This is a genomic window from Photobacterium sp. (genome assembly GCF_057456235.1).
In genome coordinates this window covers 1-18,586 of the sequence record NZ_JBVCPH010000015.1, presented here as the reverse complement: position 1 = coordinate 18,586, position 18,586 = coordinate 1, and the positions used below count along the sequence as shown (strand labels likewise).

The 18,586-nt window shown below is 48.2% G+C and carries 10 protein-coding genes, 1 tRNA gene, 2 rRNA genes and 1 riboswitch; of the genes, 5 read left to right on the top strand and 8 right to left on the bottom strand.

The window, feature by feature from the left end; genetic code table 11:
- Positions 1-13: 13 nt before the first annotated feature.
- Complete coding sequence (gene csrD / locus AC2204_RS15870; RefSeq protein WP_318926656.1) at positions 14-1,945, bottom strand: RNase E specificity factor CsrD; 1,932 nt, start codon at positions 1,943-1,945, stop codon at positions 14-16.
- A gap of 222 nt (positions 1,946-2,167) precedes the next feature.
- Here csrD and AC2204_RS15865 point away from each other — a divergent pair, with 222 nt between their 5' ends.
- Positions 2,168-3,049: a LysR family transcriptional regulator gene (locus tag AC2204_RS15865; RefSeq protein ID WP_318926655.1), complete on the top strand. Its 882-nt coding sequence runs from the start codon at positions 2,168-2,170 to the stop codon at positions 3,047-3,049.
- Between the two features lie 70 nt (positions 3,050-3,119).
- Here AC2204_RS15865 and AC2204_RS15860 read toward each other — a convergent pair whose 3' ends face one another.
- Complete coding sequence (locus tag AC2204_RS15860) at positions 3,120-3,677, bottom strand: single-stranded DNA-binding protein (protein ID WP_318926654.1); 558 nt, start codon at positions 3,675-3,677, stop codon at positions 3,120-3,122.
- A gap of 360 nt (positions 3,678-4,037) precedes the next feature.
- Here AC2204_RS15860 and uvrA point away from each other — a divergent pair, with 360 nt between their 5' ends.
- Together uvrA and AC2204_RS15850 are read left to right on the top strand one after the other, a co-directional pair.
- Positions 4,038-6,872, top strand: coding sequence for an excinuclease ABC subunit UvrA (gene uvrA / locus AC2204_RS15855; protein WP_318926653.1), 2,835 nt, complete (start codon positions 4,038-4,040; stop codon positions 6,870-6,872).
- A gap of 65 nt (positions 6,873-6,937) precedes the next feature.
- A complete protein-coding gene (locus AC2204_RS15850) occupies positions 6,938-8,689 on the top strand; it encodes a PglL family O-oligosaccharyltransferase (protein WP_318926652.1) in 1,752 nt (583 codons plus the stop codon).
- Positions 8,690-8,768: 79 nt separating this feature from the next.
- On the opposite strand, the gene AC2204_RS15845 is transcribed toward AC2204_RS15850, so the two are convergent.
- Complete coding sequence (locus tag AC2204_RS15845; RefSeq protein WP_318926651.1) at positions 8,769-9,887, bottom strand: pyridoxal-phosphate-dependent aminotransferase family protein; 1,119 nt, start codon at positions 9,885-9,887, stop codon at positions 8,769-8,771.
- Between the two features lie 248 nt (positions 9,888-10,135).
- Positions 10,136-10,322: riboswitch (Lysine riboswitch) on the top strand.
- Positions 10,323-10,437: 115 nt separating this feature from the next.
- Between AC2204_RS15845 and lysC the strand changes: the two genes are divergently transcribed.
- Entirely contained in the window at positions 10,438-11,817 is a 1,380-nt protein-coding gene (gene lysC / locus AC2204_RS15840) for a lysine-sensitive aspartokinase 3 (RefSeq protein WP_318926650.1), read from the top strand.
- A 54-nt stretch (positions 11,818-11,871) separates the two neighbouring features.
- Here the strand turns inward: lysC and metH are convergent, their stop codons facing one another.
- Positions 11,872-15,543 (bottom strand): methionine synthase, encoded by a 3,672-nt coding sequence (gene metH, locus AC2204_RS15835; protein ID WP_318926649.1) that lies wholly within the window; start codon positions 15,541-15,543, stop codon positions 11,872-11,874.
- Between the two features lie 195 nt (positions 15,544-15,738).
- Between metH and AC2204_RS15830 the strand changes: the two genes are divergently transcribed.
- A complete protein-coding gene (locus AC2204_RS15830) occupies positions 15,739-17,019 on the top strand; it encodes a cation:proton antiporter (RefSeq protein ID WP_318926648.1) in 1,281 nt (426 codons plus the stop codon).
- Positions 17,020-17,086: 67 nt separating this feature from the next.
- Here AC2204_RS15830 and metA read toward each other — a convergent pair whose 3' ends face one another.
- The 4 genes from metA to rrf (AC2204_RS15810) form a co-directional block, all read right to left on the bottom strand.
- A complete protein-coding gene (gene metA / locus AC2204_RS15825; protein WP_318926647.1) occupies positions 17,087-18,028 on the bottom strand; it encodes a homoserine O-acetyltransferase MetA in 942 nt (313 codons plus the stop codon).
- Between the two features lie 211 nt (positions 18,029-18,239).
- A 5S ribosomal RNA gene (gene rrf / locus AC2204_RS15820) occupies positions 18,240-18,355 on the bottom strand.
- A gap of 7 nt (positions 18,356-18,362) precedes the next feature.
- Positions 18,363-18,438: transfer RNA gene (locus AC2204_RS15815), tRNA-Thr, on the bottom strand.
- A gap of 48 nt (positions 18,439-18,486) precedes the next feature.
- Positions 18,487-18,586, bottom strand: a 5S ribosomal RNA gene (gene rrf, locus AC2204_RS15810); the annotation flags it as partial.

The window sequence follows — 18,586 nt, the reverse complement described above, 5'->3', positions numbered from 1 at the left end:
CGTGCTTATACCGCTATTTAAATGCATCCCCCACAGGTATCTCTGACGCAAAATAGCGCCCCTGACCACCTTTTACGCCAAGTTGTTTTAATACTTGCCATTCTTGTTCATTTTCCACCCCCACAGCAATCACTTGCGCTTGTGAATCGGCACAAGCCCCCAGCATACTGCGAACAAAAAGCTGGTTTTCCTGACGCTGATTGATTTCACGTACCAGGCTGCGATGCAGTTTGATGTAGTCAGCCCGGACATCTTTTATATAGTGGGTACTCACAATCGTTCTTCCGGCCTGATCGACAACGAGCTTACAGCCCAGCCCCACCAGCATACGGGCGACCGGACGCATCGCATCTAGGTGTTTGACCAGACTGCCTTCGACTAATTCAAAAGAGAGGCGATTAAGCACCGTTCGCGGGGTTTGCAGCAATTCATCACGCAACCAGCGCACAAACGTTTTGTCCAATAAGGACTGAACACTGACATTAATGGATAGCACATCGTTGCCGGGCATTGTTTTTAAAAGCTGTAATGCCTGAGAAATTACCAGTTTATCCATCCGGACACTGAACCCGACTTGCTCAACCGCCGGCAAGAAGCGCGAAGCTTTAATCAGCACCCCGTTTTCATCTTTAATTCGCGCGAGCAGTTCACGATGTAAAATCGTTTCATCTGATGCGCTGACTACTGGCTGCTGGAATAAAATCGGTCCGCCACTATTAAAAATGGCGTCGAGTAACGTACGCCAGCGCACACTACCGCGCGCTTCTTCCAACTGCTGATCTTTCTTAAAGGCGTACCAGCTGTTTGTGCCCTGTAATTGCGCGCTGCGCAAGGCCATATCAGCTTCATCCATAATACGCCCGCGGCGTTCACCGCTGGAGAAGAATGTCACGCCAATATGGCACCAGTTGTCTTGTTGCAAGGGAGCGGCGGGGATCAGTCTTTCCAGCGCATTGAGCAATTGATGGGTAAACAGCTTGACCTCTTTGGCCGACTGCTGAGGCAGCATAATGGCAAATTCCGCATCAAAATAGCGTGACAGCACAGTGTCGGGATAGCGCTGAATTAAATTAGATAAGATCATACCAACATCTTGGATCAGATCATCCGCAGCCTCTTTCCCCTTCTCCGCCAGCAGTTCATCCCAGTCGGATATGCGGATCAGAATGACCGCGCCTTGGGTCTCCTGCTCTTGAACTAACGACTGCAGACGACTATCAAACAACACCCGGTTGGCCGCGCCAGTTAACTGATCAAGGAAAGTATGGGTACGAATGAAGGTATCAAACCGGCTACGCTCCTGGCGCGCATCTTTTAACTCAGCTATCAGCTGATCAAGTGCCATGCTTGCCGTTGCCGGCCACTCATCTTCACCGCCGACGGCATATTCATCAACCCGCCCAGCAAGGATCATCCGACCGCGGACTTCGAGTAATTCAGAGCCATGAAGCTGCTGACGCAGCCAGTTCAGCCCCCAGACCAGGCCCATGATGATAATGATGATTGCCAGGGTGATCGATGACATCGCCCCTAGCGAATAAGTAAACTCGGTATAAGGCGGCAGAGATTTAATATCAATATAAAAGCCCGGGTTATGTTCTAGCTCATAGCGACTTATATGTAAAATATTAGGATCGGCAATCGGTTGGATCCCTTTAAAGGAATACACCATGCCTGCCGAGCTAGCGACTTCCAGCTCGACAACATTGCTGGCTTTAAGCAACTGGGGAAGCCAGCGTGATAATGACTGCGAGCCTTGCGGATCCGCCAGTTCCTGGTCAATTACCGTTACCACGCCATCAATATAATGGGTCAGGTAATCCTGTCCTAACTTTCGAAAACTGACAGCTCCACCGATAAAAATGACGAAAATGGCACAAATCACAATGAGCGTGACGAAAGCAACTAAGCGATTGGTTAACTTCATCCCTGATGCTTTTCTCATAACGCTCCAAATTCACACAGAATATTTATAAAATATAAACAGTTAATAAATAATTTCAGTGTTCAACCCGACACTTAATGAATTTGTTAATAATTATCACTTGTTCATCTATCAATGTGAATCACTGTCTGTAAACATAGTGATATCAATTCGCTTAATTATCGGCTGATCGCCAGGCCATTAATGACGTTGGGATCAATCGCAAGATAACGTTGGAAAGATATGGATTGGATTACTTGTACCAAAAGCTTTGTCACTGTTGTCGATCAAGGCTCTTTAGCCCAGGCTGCCACCAAGCTCAATACGTCAAGCTCAGCATTGTCAAAACGCCTGTCTTGGTTAGAGAAGCAGTTGGGGGTACAGCTACTTAAGCGCACCACCCGCAGCCTGACCGTGACGGATGCCGGCAAGCTGTTCTATCAGCGCAGTGCCCGATTACTTGATGACTGGCACCAGATGCTGGCTGAAACAACATCCACCTATGGTGAGGTCAGTGGCGTCTTGCGTATTGGGGCCCCGCTGGCGACAGGCAGTCGCTTATTAGTCCACTATCTGGCGGAGTTTATAGAAATTTACCCGAACATTCAGGTGGAATTACATACCATTACCCCTGGCCAATTGCCGGATTTAAATCTTGATGTATTCATCAGCCGTGAACTAACCGACTTTAACTCTTCGAGCTATATCGCCACCCGGCTGTTAAATTTTCAGCCTGGCTTTTATGCCTCTCCCAATTACCTGGAAAATAAGCCGCCTATCGAAAGCCCGGAGCAGCTCACTCAGCATAACTGCTTACTGTTTGGTACTCACGGCCATGAGCAAGAGCACCTTTTTGAAAATAATTTACGCCTGCGCCTGCGCGGTAACTTTACCACTCAAAACCCGGAAGCTTTAGTGGCTGCTGCCGTCGCCGGAATGGGGATTATTCTTACCGGTGAAAATATGGTCAAGCGCGAGCTCAGTAAGGGCCTGCTCGTCCCGGTATTACCGGCGCTTAAGCAACCTGTCGGTTCAGCCTATGCCTATTATCCGAAGCTTGACTATAATCATGTGAAGACCAAGCTTTTTATCGATTTTATTAAATCCAAAGCTAACCCTTCATAAACGGGCGATAGTACAGATATCAAAAAGCAGCGCGAGCGCTGCTTTTTTTATGACGTCACGGTTCTCACCCTCAGAAAGGAATATCGTCATCGAAGTCCATTGGTGGCTCATTGTACTGCTGCTGAGGCTGTTGAGGTGCCTGCTGCTGTGGTGCAGATTGTTGCTGCTGTTGCGGCGCAAAGTTCTGCTTAGGCGCTGCTGCTGGCTGTTGAGGTTGACCCCAGTTACCTTGCTGCTGTTGTTGGCCGCCCATCGGGGCACCTTGACCGCCGCCCTGACGGCCACCCAGCATTTGCATGACACCGTTAAAACCCTGAACCACGACTTCTGTCGTGAAGCGATCCTGGCCACTTTGATCTTGCCACTTACGGGTCTGTAGTTGGCCTTCGATATAGACCTGTGAACCTTTACGCAGGTATTCACCAGCAACTTCAGCAAGCTTGCCGAATAGCGCGACACGGTGCCATTCCGTTTTTTCACGCTGCTCGCCCGTTGCCTTATCACGCCATGATTCGGAGGTAGCAATCGTAATATTTGCTACTGCACCACCACTTGGCATATAACGGATTTCTGGGTCATTACCTAAGTTACCGACTAAGATAACCTTATTTACGCCACGACTGGCCATACTTAACTCCAAATCTGTTCGCGTACTATCTGATTATCAATAGCCGCTTAGTCAAAGTTTATACTTAATCGCGCAGTTTATCACGCAGACACCGGTAAGGCATAGAGCCGACACGGTGTTATCTGCGCAATTTTTATTCATTACCGATCAGGATTAAATCCATCATCAAAAAACACATTGTTATTGCATAACAATCTCGAAACTCCGGGTTGGCAGAGCAAATCAAAACCAAACATGAACGACAATTACCTGGCTAATTTTCACTCTTTACACTGTATCTTTATACAGCTCATCCTTTCAAGCTTTTCCTTGCTATGCAATAATGACGAATCAATTAGTCAGCCATAAAGCTCGCATACCATGGATAAGATAGACGTCAGGGGCGCTCGCACCCATAACCTTAAAAATATCAATATCTCAATTCCTCGCGATAAATTGATTGTTATCACCGGCTTATCTGGTTCAGGGAAATCTTCCCTCGCCTTCGATACCTTATACGCCGAAGGTCAGCGCCGCTATGTTGAGTCGTTATCTGCTTATGCTCGCCAGTTCCTGTCATTGATGGAAAAGCCGGATGTCGACCATATTGAAGGGCTGTCACCGGCTATTTCGATTGAGCAGAAATCAACCTCACATAATCCGCGTTCTACCGTGGGAACCATTACTGAAGTTTACGATTACCTGCGCTTGCTTTATGCCCGGGTCGGCGAACCCCGCTGTCCAACCCACGATGTGACATTGGCCGCTCAAACCGTCAGCCAAATGGTGGATAAGGTACTTGAACTGCCTGAGGGCAGCAAAATGATGCTGCTGGCGCCGATCGTCAAAGAGCGTAAGGGGGAGCATGTTAAAACCCTCGCCAACCTTGCTGCGCAGGGCTATATCCGTGCCCGCATCGACGATGAGGTGTGCGACCTTTCTGATCCTCCGACCTTAGAGCTACATAAAAAACACACTATTGAAGTGGTTGTCGATCGCTTTAAAGTCCGTCAGGATCTTCAATTGCGGCTGGCCGAATCATTTGAAACGGCACTAGCACTTTCCGGCGGCAATGTTGTGATCTGTCCGATGGATGATAGCCAGCCCGATGAGCTCATTTTCTCCGCAAACTTTGCCTGCCCCCACTGTGGCTACAGCATGCAGGAACTCGAGCCGCGTCTGTTCTCATTCAATAACCCGGCAGGGGCTTGCGGTACCTGTGACGGACTTGGTGCACAACAGTACTTTGATCCTGATCGCGTAGTGCAAAATGGTGAGTTAAGTTTATCCGGCGGTGCCATTCGCGGCTGGGATAAGCGCAACTTCTATTACTTCCAGATGCTTAAATCGATGGCTGAGCATTATGGGTTTGATGTTGAAGCCCCGTACGATGAACTGCCAAAAAAGATCCGGACCGTTATTCTCAGTGGTTCAGGCAAAACCGACATTGAGTTTAAATACATTAATGATCGCGGCGATATCACCGTCCGGCGCCACCCGTTTGAGGGGATCCTCAATAATATGGAGCGCCGCTACCGTGAAACTGAATCCAATTCGGTGCGCGAAGAACTCGCCAAATTTGTCTCCACCAAGCCTTGCTCAAGCTGCCACGGTTCGCGGCTGCGTCAGGAAGCGCGTCATGTCTTTATTACTGAGACCAACCTGCCGCAGATCTGTGAAATGAGTATCAGTGAGGCCCTCAACTTTTTTAACAATCTGGCCTTGGTCGGCCAACGGGCACAAATTGCCGACAAGATCCTGAAAGAGATCCGCGATCGCTTAAACTTTCTCGTCAATGTCGGGCTCAACTACCTCAACCTGTCTCGCAGTGCCGATACCTTGTCCGGTGGTGAAGCACAGCGTATCCGTCTGGCCAGCCAAATCGGTGCCGGTCTGGTTGGCGTTATGTATGTTCTTGACGAACCTTCTATCGGGCTGCACCAGCGAGACAACGAACGCCTGCTCAAGACACTGAATCATCTGCGCGATCTGGGGAATACCGTGATTGTGGTCGAGCATGATGAAGATGCTATCCGTGCGGCCGATCATGTGATCGATATCGGTCCCGGCGCTGGTATCCATGGCGGCCATATCATTGCCGAAGGCACCATCGAAGATATTCTCCAGGCTCCGGACTCACTGACCGGACAATACCTCAGCGGCCGTAAATCCATTGCGATTCCGGAACAACGGGTGGCAATCGATCCGGATAAAACCGTGAAGCTCTTGGGTGCCAGCGGCAATAACCTGAAAAATGTCGATATTGATATTCCTGTCGGGCTGTTTACTTGTGTGACCGGTGTTTCCGGTTCGGGTAAATCAACCTTAATCAACGACACTTTCTTCCGTATCGCCCACCACCAGCTCAACGGCGCGACAACGGGTGAGGCGGCACCTTATCGAGAAATTCGAAATCTTGAACATTTCGATAAGGTCATTGATATCGACCAAAGCCCTATCGGCCGAACTCCGCGCTCAAATCCTGCCACCTATACCGGTATTTTTACCCCGATTCGAGAGCTGTTTTCAGGCACCCAAGAAGCCCGCTCCCGGGGGTATAAACCCGGACGATTCAGCTTTAACGTCAAAGGTGGCCGCTGTGAAGCCTGTCAGGGAGATGGCATGATCAAAGTGGAAATGCACTTTTTACCGGATGTGTATGTTCCTTGCGACTCGTGCAAAAGCCAGCGCTATAATCGGGAGACCCTGGAAGTTCGCTACAAAGGCAAAACCATTCACGAAGTCTTGGACTTAACGGTCGAAGATGCACGCGAATTTTTTGATCCGGTTCCAGCGATCGCGAGAAAACTACAAACATTAATGGATGTTGGCTTATCTTATATCCGCTTAGGTCAGGCGGCGACGACCTTGTCCGGCGGTGAAGCACAGCGAGTAAAACTGGCGCGAGAGTTATCAAAGCGTGATACCGGTAAAACCCTGTATATTCTGGACGAACCAACAACCGGGCTCCATTTTCATGATATTCAGCAGCTACTCACAGTACTGCACCGCCTGCGCGATCATGGCAATACTATTGTCGTGATTGAGCATAACCTGGATGTGATTAAAACCGCAGACTGGATCATTGATTTAGGGCCTGAGGGCGGCAGTGGTGGCGGTGAAATTATTGCTACCGGCACGCCAGAACAAGTGGCGCAAGTGGCTGGGTCGCATACTGCACACTTTCTGAAACCGCTACTGCCAAACGCACGTTAATAAAATTGGTAATAAGCCACAGACAGGCTGAGTGTCATCGGCCTGTCTACAAGCACGGATAAACAATGACGGTGTTACATTTACAAGGAACTAAACTGGCAGAGCAGCGCATCAGCAAACCCCTCACGAGATACTTTATCGTCTCTCTGGGGATCCTCTTTTTGCTCGCGATGCATTACTTCCAGCACAACCCCGGAGGCTCCGGTCTTGAGTTGCCATTTAATGCCGCCAGCTGGATCCCCTTCAGCTTTGTCATAGCCTTAGGGTTACTGGAAATCAGTCGCCAGAAAACCTGGCGTTATTCGCGTCTGACCGTCGTTCTGTTTGTCTGTTGCCTCTTACTGACACTCCCGGCTTTTTATCCTGATGCTGACGGGTTCGGTGTGGCTAACCGGCTGATTGGATTATGGGCCGGCTTTCTCTTCTTTGTCGGATTGCAGCAGTTTGCCTTTACCCACAAACAGCGCCAGCGCATGTTATGGCTGATCTTAGCCGCGGTATGGATCCAGGCGATCTTTGCCTGGTACCAGTTTTTCTGGATGGAACCCGGTAATGCCATTGGCTATGACACGGAACAAAATCGTCCCTATGGGATATTTCAACAGCCCAATGTGATGGCCAGCTTTCTGGCGACGGGTCTGGTGCTGTCAGCTTATTTGCTGGCCCGTATTCCGATGTATCGCGGTAAGTGGTCATGGCAGCAGCTTATTGTATTGCTAACCCCTGTTACTACAATCCCGATTATCGTGGTACTCAGCTCTCGTACCGGATGGCTTGGTGCCGTTGTTGGCGTAGTACTCATGTTGCCCTACTTGCGAAAGTTTGCCGCCAAAGCACAATGGCGAATGTGGCTGTTAATGGTTGCGCTCGGCTTAAGTTTTTCATGGAGTATTAATAACACCATCGGCTGGTCCCCCGCAGAAGAGCGAGTAAGCCTGGAAAGCGCACGGGCTATTCATATCCCTCAAGCTTATAAGATGTTTAGTAAAGAGCCACTGGCGGGTTACGGGTATGGTAAGTTTGAACCGGCCTATATCATCCAGACCGCAAAATGGCATCAGGCCGATCCTGAGAAGAACTACGGTATTTCAGGGCTGGATCATCCGCATAATGAACTGCTTTACTGGGCTGCTGAAGGAGGGATATTGCCGTTACTGGCCTTACTCGCCGCCGCCACCGCCGTCGCCTTCACGATCCGCAAAGCCAGAAATGGAACACAACTGGGGTTAATCGCCCTGTTTCTGCCCATTACTTTACATACTCAGTTGGAATACCCCTTTTACCATTCTCTGGTGCACTGGGTAACCTTTATCATATTGATTTACTGGGTCGATAACCTGACGGCGAAATACCATAAGTACCACGCGCGCTATGTACTGACGGTAAAATTCTGTGCCCTGCTAATGCCTGTTCTTGTCACCAGTTTTATGCTGACGACGTTATATTCTGGTTGGTTACTGACCAAATTCGAAACTACGCGGCCGGTAAATGTTGATTATCTGATACAGGTAAACAACCCATGGGCGTGGCAGAATCGTTTTGACTGGGATTTGCATCTCACTCAGTTGCAGTTAGGTGCCGCGAATCACAATGAAACCTTAATTGAAGAATATATCCACTGGGCAACTCAGAAAGCGGTCAACTGGCCACGTCCGGCGCTGTATCATAATTTGATCGCGGCGTATCAACTGCTGGACCAACAGGCGCAGGCCAGACAGATCCAGCAAGAGGCTGAATTTTTGTTCCCCGGCAATGACTTTACCCTTTCGTCAGTATTACCGGCGATACCAAATAAGCCTGTGCCACAGACCCCGTAAAGCTCGTTAATCAATCAGAACAAAAACGGCTACCAGGGTAGCCGTTTCTCTTAATACCGTATATCTCTGCGGGTATGTATTATTTCAGCGTCGTTTCCAGAGCTTTTAAGCATAGGGCTACATTCTCGTTTCTGGCCGCATACCCCATCAGGCCTATCCGCCAGGTTTTACCCGCTAACACGCCTAAACCCGCTCCGATTTCCAGGTTATAGCGTTCCAGCAAGGTCTGACGCACTAGCGCATCATCCACTCCTTCAGGAATATAGACTGCGTTAAGTTGTGGCAAACGAGAGGCTTCATCGACAACAAACTCAATCCCGAGTTTTTCTAACCCTTCACGTAATTCAAGATGCTGATCTTTATGCCGCTGCCACGCATTTTCCAGCCCTTCATTTTTCAGCAGCACCAAAGCTTCATGCAGGGCATACAAACTATTGACCGGCGCAGTATGGTGATAGCTGCGCTTCCCTTCCCCGCTCCAGTAAGCCAGCACTAAGCTTTGATCCAGAAACCAACTCTGTACGGGGGTGGTGCGGCGCTGTATTCTTTCTATGGCCCGCTGAGAAAATGTCAGTGGCGATAAGCCCGGTACACAAGACAGGCACTTCTGGCTTCCCGAGTACACCGCATCCAATTGCCATTCGTCCACCCGAAGAGGCACCCCGCCCAAGGAAGTGACCGCATCAACAATCGTCAGACAATCGTGCTGACGTGCCAGTTTCGCTAGCGTCTCAGCATCACTTAACGCACCGGTTGACGTTTCTGCATGAACAAAAGCGACAATTTTTGCGTCCGGATGTGCAACAAGTGCCTGCTCGACCAGTACCGGATCGACGGGCTCACCCCAGTTATTATCCACCAACACAGCCTGGCCACCACAGCGCTCGACATTTTCACGCATGCGATCGCCAAAAACACCGTTACGGCAAACAATGACTTTATCACCCGGCTCAACCAGATTGACGAAGCACGCTTCCATCCCGGCACTACCTGGTGCGGAAACGGCGATAGTAAAGGTGTTCTCGGTTTGAAACGCATATTGCAGCAGTTGTTTCAACTCATCCATCATGCCAATGAACAGGGGATCAAGATGACCCACTGTCGGACGGCTCAATGCTTGTAAAACTTGAGGATAAATATCTGATGGACCGGGTCCCATAAGGGTACGTTGCGGCGGATAAAAACTCCCAATTGTCATGATTGTTTCTCCTTGAGGTAAGAGGTCAGCAATTCCCTGTTTTATTATATGTTGGGGGAATAATTACGCTAATGCAGCTACAGAGTATTAAAGGAATTCGCCTAAGTCGCAAGTCTCGTTGGTCACTAATATCAATTCATTGCATTTATTTTGCATAAATAACCAGAGAAAGATTGACAACCTGACAGCAGATCCTATTCAATGAAGGACAAGTTTTGTTCGTCCTGATGGCTAGTATGCCATCAGGTAAAGACAGAAGAGGAGCGTTATCCAGGTATCTAGGCTGCGGGGCCCCACCCCAAAGCGGTTTAGAGAGGGGGAGTAACGCCGAGATATTGCTGGACAGGGGACCAGTAATATCGGCTTCGAAGGTTGAATCCTTCTGGCTGTCACCTTTTATTTTTGATCAGTAAAAGGTGGAGAGCTTCTGGTTGTAGCGCTATTCATACGTCTCGCCTGCCTGCTCTCCTGACAATTAGATATTGGGAATATTTATCCGTGTAAATTCCCTTTTCCTCATTATATTTTTATTGTTACCGGGAGACTTACCTTGAGCCATGTAAATCATAATTCAGCCACTTCACCACCGTTCACGGTGGCCAAATTCGGTGGTACCAGCGTTGCCGATTTTACCGCGATGAGCCGTAGCGCCGCGATCATCAAAACGACCCCGAAAACCCGTTTAGTATTGATCAGCGCCTGCTCTGGGGTAACCAATATCCTGGTTGAACTGGCTAACGGCGTGTCAGATCCTGAGCACCGTTTAGCCTTACTGACGCGTCTGGCTGACATTCATCAATCTGTTATCAGACAATTGCAGCAGCCAGGCCCGATTTTAGAAGCAGTCAACAACTTACTCGATCAGGTTGCCACTCTGGCGGAGCAGGCCGCACTGCACACTTCGGCACAATTAACCGATCAGTTAGTCGCGAATGGTGAACTGCTTTCCACCCACCTCTTTACCCAGATCATGATCGAGCAAGGGATCGATGCTGTTCGCTTTGATATTCGCGATGTCATGCGCACAGACAGCCATTTCGGCAGAGCGATTCCACAACCTGAGATGATCCGTCAGTTATCGCAGCAAGCGCTCAATCCACTATTTACCCATCACGTGGTCGTTTCACAAGGTTTCATTGGTTCTGATGCCGAAGGTAAAACCACCACTTTGGGTCGCGGAGGCAGCGACTACAGTGCTGCCCTGATGGCAGAGGCAATTGATGCTGCAACTCTGGAGATCTGGACTGATATCCCGGGAATGTATACCACCGATCCTCGTATTGCGCCGAAAGCAAAGCCAATCAAAGAGATCAGCTTCAGTGAAGCCTATGAGATGGCCAACTTCGGCGCAAAGATCTTGCATCCGTCGACTTTACGACCAGCGATCCGTCAACAGATCCCTGTCTTTGTCGGCTCATCCAAAGCACCTGAACAAGGCGGCACCTGGATTCGGGAAAGTGTCAGCGACGCTCCTCTGTTTCGCGCCTTAGCATTGCGCTGTAATCAGACCATGGTGACCCTGACCAGCCTCAATATGTTCCACGCTTATGGCTTTCTGGCTGAAGTGTTCAGGATTCTGGCTGAGCATAAAGTCTCTGTTGATTTGATCACCACTTCCGAGGTCAGCGTCTCCTTAACCCTGGATCAAACAGATACTGGCGGCGGCACTCCACAACTTCCTCCGGAAGCACTGGAAGAACTCACCAAGTTATGCCGGGTGGAGGTCGAGCAGGATCTTTGCTTAGTCGCCTTGATTGGCAATCAGATGAGCAATACGAAAGGTTCCGTCTCCAAGGTTTTCGATACGCTGGAAGACTTTAATCTGAGAATGATTTGCTACGGTGCCAGCCCTCACAACCTGTGCTTCTTAGTTAAAGAGCACGATGCTAAACCGGTAGTCAAAGAGCTGCATCGCGAGATTTTTGAATAATAATCAAAAAAAAGGCGCTCACCAGAGCGCCTTTAGCTTCTATCATCATCGTATTTAGAGGTTAGGACCTAGCCACTTCTCGGCTTCAATTAAATCCCATCCTTTACGCTCAGCATAACTATCACGCTGATCTTCCTGGATCTGCGCAACCGCAAAATAACGGGAATCAGGGTGCGAGAAATACCAGCCAGAAACCGCAGCGCCCGGCCACATGGCATAACTTTCCGTTAAGACCATTCCAGTCGTCGCTTCTGGATCCAGCAATTTCCAGATCTCACCTTTTTCAGTATGCTCCGGGCAGGCCGGATACCCAGGAGCCGGCCGGATTCCCTGATATTTTTCCCGGATCAAATCGTCATTGGCCAACGCTTCATCTGGCGCATAGCCCCAAATTTCTTTCCTGACCTTCTCATGCAAGCACTCTGCAAATGCCTCTGCCAGGCGATCAGCCAAAGCTTGAATCATAATGGCGTGGTAATCATCACCTTTCGCTTTAAACTGCGCTGCAAGCTCGTGTTCGCCTATTCCCCCGGTTACTGCAAAGGTACCGATCCAGTCAGGCTTCCCGCTTTCTTTTGGCGCAATATAATCAGACAAACAATAATTTGGCCCTTTCGGCTTTTTCGTTTGCTGGCGTAAACCATGAAGTACCGTCAACACTTCAGTGCGACTTTCATCAGTATAGACCTCGATATCATCACCAATCGCATTCGCAGGAAACAGACCGCACACTCCGTTTGCTGTCATCATGCCATTACGTTCAATCTCATCAAGCAGCCGGTTAGCATCGTCAAACAAACGCCGGGCCTCTTCCCCGACCACTTCATGTTTAAGAATGGTCGGGTACTTGCCACTTAGTGACCAGGTCATAAAAAATGGCGTCCAGTCGATATATTTGCGCAAGGTAGAGACAGGAAAATCCGTAAAGACATGCACACCCGGTTTAACCGGCACTGGCGGGGTATAGCGGTCCCAATCAATCACCACCTTATTCGCCCGGGCTTCTTCTAGGGTCACTGGTGCTGTACGTGGTTTCTTGCGAGCATACTGCTCTCGCACTATTTCATATTCTTTATTTAAACTCTCAACAAATGCCGGCCGGCGCTCATCAGACAGTAACGTCGAACTCACCCCTACCGCCCGGGATGCATTGGAAACATACACAACAGGTCCGTGGTAGTTCTGCTCAATTTTTACGGCGGTATGCGCCTTTGAGGTGGTTGCTCCGCCAATCATAAGAGGCAGATCAAAGCCCTGACGCTCCATTTCTTTGGCTACATGCACCATCTCATCCAGTGATGGCGTGATCAGTCCGCTCAAGCCGATAATATCGACATTTTTTTCTTTGGCGACTTTCAGTATTTTGTCACAAGAGACCATCACACCAAGGTCGATGATCTCGTAGTTATTGCACTGTAAAACGACACCAACAATGTTCTTACCGATGTCATGTACATCACCTTTGACGGTGGCCAGCAGGATCTTACCGTTTGTTTGCCCGACTTGCTTTTCGGCATCAATATATGGCTCCAGATAAGCGACCGCCTGTTTCATTACCCGGGCTGATTTCACCACCTGTGGCAAGAACATCTTTCCTTCACCAAACAGGTCGCCCACCACATTCATACCGGCCATGAGAGGACCTTCGATCACTTCCAGTGGCTTCGATGCATTAGCACGGGCCTCTTCGGTATCTTCGACAATAAATTCTGTAATGCCCTTAACCAGCGCATGCGCCAAACGTTTGTCAACGGGCCAGCCACGCCACTCTTGGGCACTACGATCTTCCTCTACTGCACCGCTATCGCGGTACTTGCCTGCAATATCAAGCAACCGCTCGGTACCGTCATCACGACGGTTAAGCACCACATCTTCTACCGCATTACGCAGTTCATCAGGCAGATCGTCATAAATCGCCAGCTGGCCGGCATTGACGATCCCCATATCCATACCGCTCTTAAAGCAGTGGTAGAGAAATACGGCATGGATCGCTTCCCTTACCGGGTTATTGCCGCGGAACGAGAAGGAAACGTTCGAGACACCACCGGAAACCATCGCATATGGCAGCGTTCGTTTAATATCCCCGACAGCCTCAATAAAATCGACAGCGTAATTGTTATGTTCTTCAATACCGGTCGCTATGGCAAAAATATTCGGGTCAAAGATAATGTCTTCCGGCGGAAAACCGACTTCATTAACCAAAATATGGTAGGCATTGGTACAAATTTCGATTTTACGTTCTCGGGTATCCGCCTGTCCCTCCTCATCAAACGCCATCACGATCACTGCCGCACCATATCGCCGGATCAGTTTAGCTTGCGCGACAAATTTCTCTTTCCCTTCTTTCATAGAGATTGAGTTGACGACCGATTTACCCTGAACACATTTCAGACCCGCCTCCAACACTTCCCATTTAGAGGAATCGACCATAATCGGGACTTTAGAGATCTCAGGCTCAGTCGCACACAGATTAAGGAAACGTACCATTGCCGCTTCCGCATCCAACATGCCTTCATCCATATTGATATCAATGATCTGAGCACCGACTTCCACTTGCTGGCGGGCAACTTCTAGCGCTTCGTCATATAATTCTTCTTTGATAAGACGCTTAAACCGAGCCGAACCGGTTACATTGGTACGTTCACCCACGTTGATAAAGAGCGTTTCAGCCGAAATAGTCAAAGGTTCTAACCCTGATAAGCGACAGGAAACGGGGATATCCGGTAGCTGGCGAGGTTTTACCTGACGGGTCACCTCAGCCATCTTGCGAATATGTTCGGGGGTTGTGCCACAACACCCCCCGACTAAATTAAGGAAGCCACTCTGCGCCCATTCAGCAATATGCTCAGCCATGTCGTCAGGGCTAAGATCATACTCACCAAAGGCATTGGGTAATCCCGCATTCGGGTGAGCCGAAACAGCACACTCTGAAATACGAGAAAGCTCTTCAACATACTGACGCAGTTCATCAGGCCCCAACGCACAGTTCAGGCCAAAAGCGATAGGCTTTACATGACGCATCGAGTTATAGAATGCTTCGGTCGTCTGACCAGAAAGAGTCCGGCCAGAAGCATCAGTGATCGTCCCTGAGATCATGACAGGTAAAACAATACCATCTTCTTCAAATACGGTTTCAACTGCAAAAGAACAGGCTTTGGCATTTAAGGTATCAAAGATTGTTTCAATCAGAATTAAATCGGCCCCGCCTTTAATCAAGGCGCGAGTAGATTCAGAATAGGCTTCAACTAATTGATCAAAAGTAACATTACGAAAACCGGGATCGTTCACATCTGGTGAGATTGAGCAAGTCCGGTTAGTTGGACCAAGCACGCCTGCGACAAAACGAGGCTTCTCAGGCGTTTTTGCTGACCATTCATCGGCGGCGTGACGCGCCAGTCTCGCGGCCTCAAAGTTAATTTCAGCACTCAGGCTTTCCATGTCATAGTCGGCCATCGCGATAGTCGTGGCATTAAAGGTGTTCGTTTCGAGAATATCTGCGCCGGCTTCCAAATAGGCACTATGAATATCTTTGATCAGTTGGGGCTGTGTCAGCACCAACAGATCATTGTTCCCTTTCAGGTCACTATGCCAATCAGCAAAGCGTGTACCTCGATAGTCTTCTTCTTCCAGCTTATAGCCCTGGATCATGGTGCCCATGCCACCATCAATGATCAGGATCTGCTGTTTTAATCGACTCTGTAATAATTCTTTTCCCTTCAACACCACACTACTTCCTTTTTCCAATTTTACAGCTGAATAACATCCTACCACAGCCTTGATGGAAATCTAGACGTCTAAAGTTGTTTTCAGTGACAAAACAAAATCTGAATTCAGGAAAGTTTTCGGTAGCTATCACTGCGTGATGGATTTATATTTCGTAACAATTTCAGCCATTATTTTTTATCAATCAGAGGTTGACGCATGTCGGTCTACAGTACCTTATGCTTTCTTGCAGCTGCTGCAATGATCATTGCTTTTATAAACAGTAAGATCGGTAAAATGCAAACAACAATCGCTATCACAGCAGGTGCGTTGATACTATCGCTGGGCATCATCATTGCTGGTCAAAATGGCTGGTTCCACTTAGAAGACATTGCCGCCGAGCAATTAGCGCATATTAATTTTGAGAGCTTTCTGCTTAAAGGAATTTTAGGTTTTTTACTCTTTGCCGGCGGTCTCGGTATCAAACTTCCTCACATGGAAGATCAAAAATGGGAAATTACAGTCTTAGCTCTGGGAGCAACCCTCTTTTCCACCTTTTTTATCGGTATCAGCTTATGGGGAATTTGCCAGCTCGCTGGTATTCAATTTGACTTAATCTACTGCCTGATCTTTGGCTCATTGATCTCTCCAACCGATCCCATCGCCGTCTTGGCTATTGTCAAAAAACTGGATGCCCCGCGGCGTATTTCAACTCAGATTGAGGGCGAATCATTATTTAATGACGGTTTTGGTCTGGTCATCTTCGTTACCCTCTTCACGATTGCTTTTGGTAACGAAACACCGACCGTCTTAGGTGTCGGTCAGCTATTCCTGCAAGAAGCCATCGGTGGCGTTGCATACGGATTTGCACTTGGCCTTCTGTTCCATTACCTAATAAGCTCAACCAATGATCACTCGATGGAGTTACTGCTTACTCTAGGTATTCCAACCGCAGGTTATGTCTTTGCCGATATTATCCATGTCTCCGGACCACTTGCCATGGTGGTATCGGGCATCATGATCGGCAACTGGACACGCTATATTGGCTTTTCGAAAGAGAGTGAAGACCATCTTGATCATTTCTGGGAATTAGTTGATGAATTCCTCAATGGTGTGTTGTTCCTGCTGATTGGCATGGCGATGCTACAATTCAGCTTCCACCAGGAAGATTGGCTGATGATGGCGATTGCAGTTCCTTTGGTGTTACTCAGTCGTTTTCTGAGTATTAGACTGTCTTATTTCGGCTTCGAGCGTTACCGTGACTACAATCCACTCTCAGTAAAAATCCTAACTTGGGGCGGTTTACGCGGTGGTCTTGCATTAGCCATGGCAATGGCAATTCCGGCTGGCATTCTCGTTATTCCAGAAAAAAACATCGATGTGCGTGAAATCATGCTTGTGATGACTTATGCCGTTGTTGTTTTTTCCATTTTGATACAAGGGTCTACAATTACGCCGCTAATCCATAAAGCGAGAGCGTGGGAAGCACAGAATAAATAACAAAACAGCGATATAAAGAAGACTGGCCCAGCCGGTCTTCTTTATATCTAATAGTACCGATCAGCCACTAGTCATCTTTAGTAAAATTATCTTCAGAGAAATGTTCCAGATCATAGGGGGTTTGCTGATAAACACAGTAATTTAACCAATTCAGAAACAGTAAATGACCGTGGCTACGCCAGCTTGCCACAGGGGGATTATCCGGATTGTCATCAGGATAATAATTCACCGGAATATTAGGTTCCATTCCTTGAGCAAGATCTCGAATATACTCACCATGAAGTGTCGCAACATCGTACTCAGGATGGCCGGTGACAAAAACATTCCGTTTGTCTTTGGTTGCCGCCAAATATACGCCAGCCTCTTTTGAGGTTGCCAATATATCTAAATCTGTATGCTCAGCTAAGTAGTTCGGAGAAAAATCAGCATAGCGAGAATGTGGAGCTTTAAAGGTCTCATCAAAACCGCGTAAAATAGGATGATGACAGTCATGGATGAAATGCTGATATATGCCTGATAACTTTTCCTTCCTGGTCCGCTTAGGCAAATCATAAAGCAGTTTTAATCCGGCTTGAGCAGCCCAACAGACAAACATTGTTGAGGTTACGTGATCTTTGGCCCAGTTCATAATGAGCCGGATCTCTTCCCAGTACAGCACATCTTCAAACTGCACTAATCCCAGAGGTGCCCCAGTCACGATTAATCCATCAAAATTACGATCTTTCACCATTTCAAATTGCCGGTAAAAAGTATCCAAATGCTCAGTAGGTGTGTTCTTAGTCGGGCGGTTATCAATACGTAATAACTCAACATCCACTTGCAAAGGAGTATTAGACAATAAACGTAAAAACTGTGTTTCTGTCTCAATCTTCTTTGGCATCAAATTTAACAGTAATACTTTTAGCGGACGAATTCCCTGGCTAGCAGCCCTTGCTTCAGTCATTACAAATATATTCTCACTACGCAAAATATCCGTAGCGGGCAAACGATCGGGAATTTTAATTGGCATCTTGGTTTACTCCTTAACCCTTAAGATGTTTAGACGTCCAGATATCTAAATAAAAGTATAGAAAATTGTGACAATGCGCAAGTAGAAGAATGCAAAAAGAAGTACAAAAGAAAATTGAGCAAGGGAAAAACAACACAAGACGAGGAGTAGAATATGATTTATAAACGCCAGAAACGAGAAAACCCAGCCATTGGCTGGGTTTTAAATTGGCGCTCAGCAATGTCCTACTCTCACATGGGGAGACCCCACACTACCATCGGCGCTACAACGTTTCACTTCTGAGTTCAACATGGGATCAGGTGGTTCCATTGCGCTATTGTCGCTGAACAAAAAATGGTGCTAGTACCCAGATTCGAACTGGGGACCTCACCCTTACCAAGGGTGCGCTCTACCAACTGAGCCATACCAGCACATTGATCTGTTTTAAAATTCGCCGTAACGAACTCTATAAATTGGGCGCCTGGCGATGACCTACTCTCACATGGGGAGACCCCACACTACCATCGGCGCGACTGCGTTTCACTTCTGAGTTCGGCATGGGATCAGGTGGGGCCACAG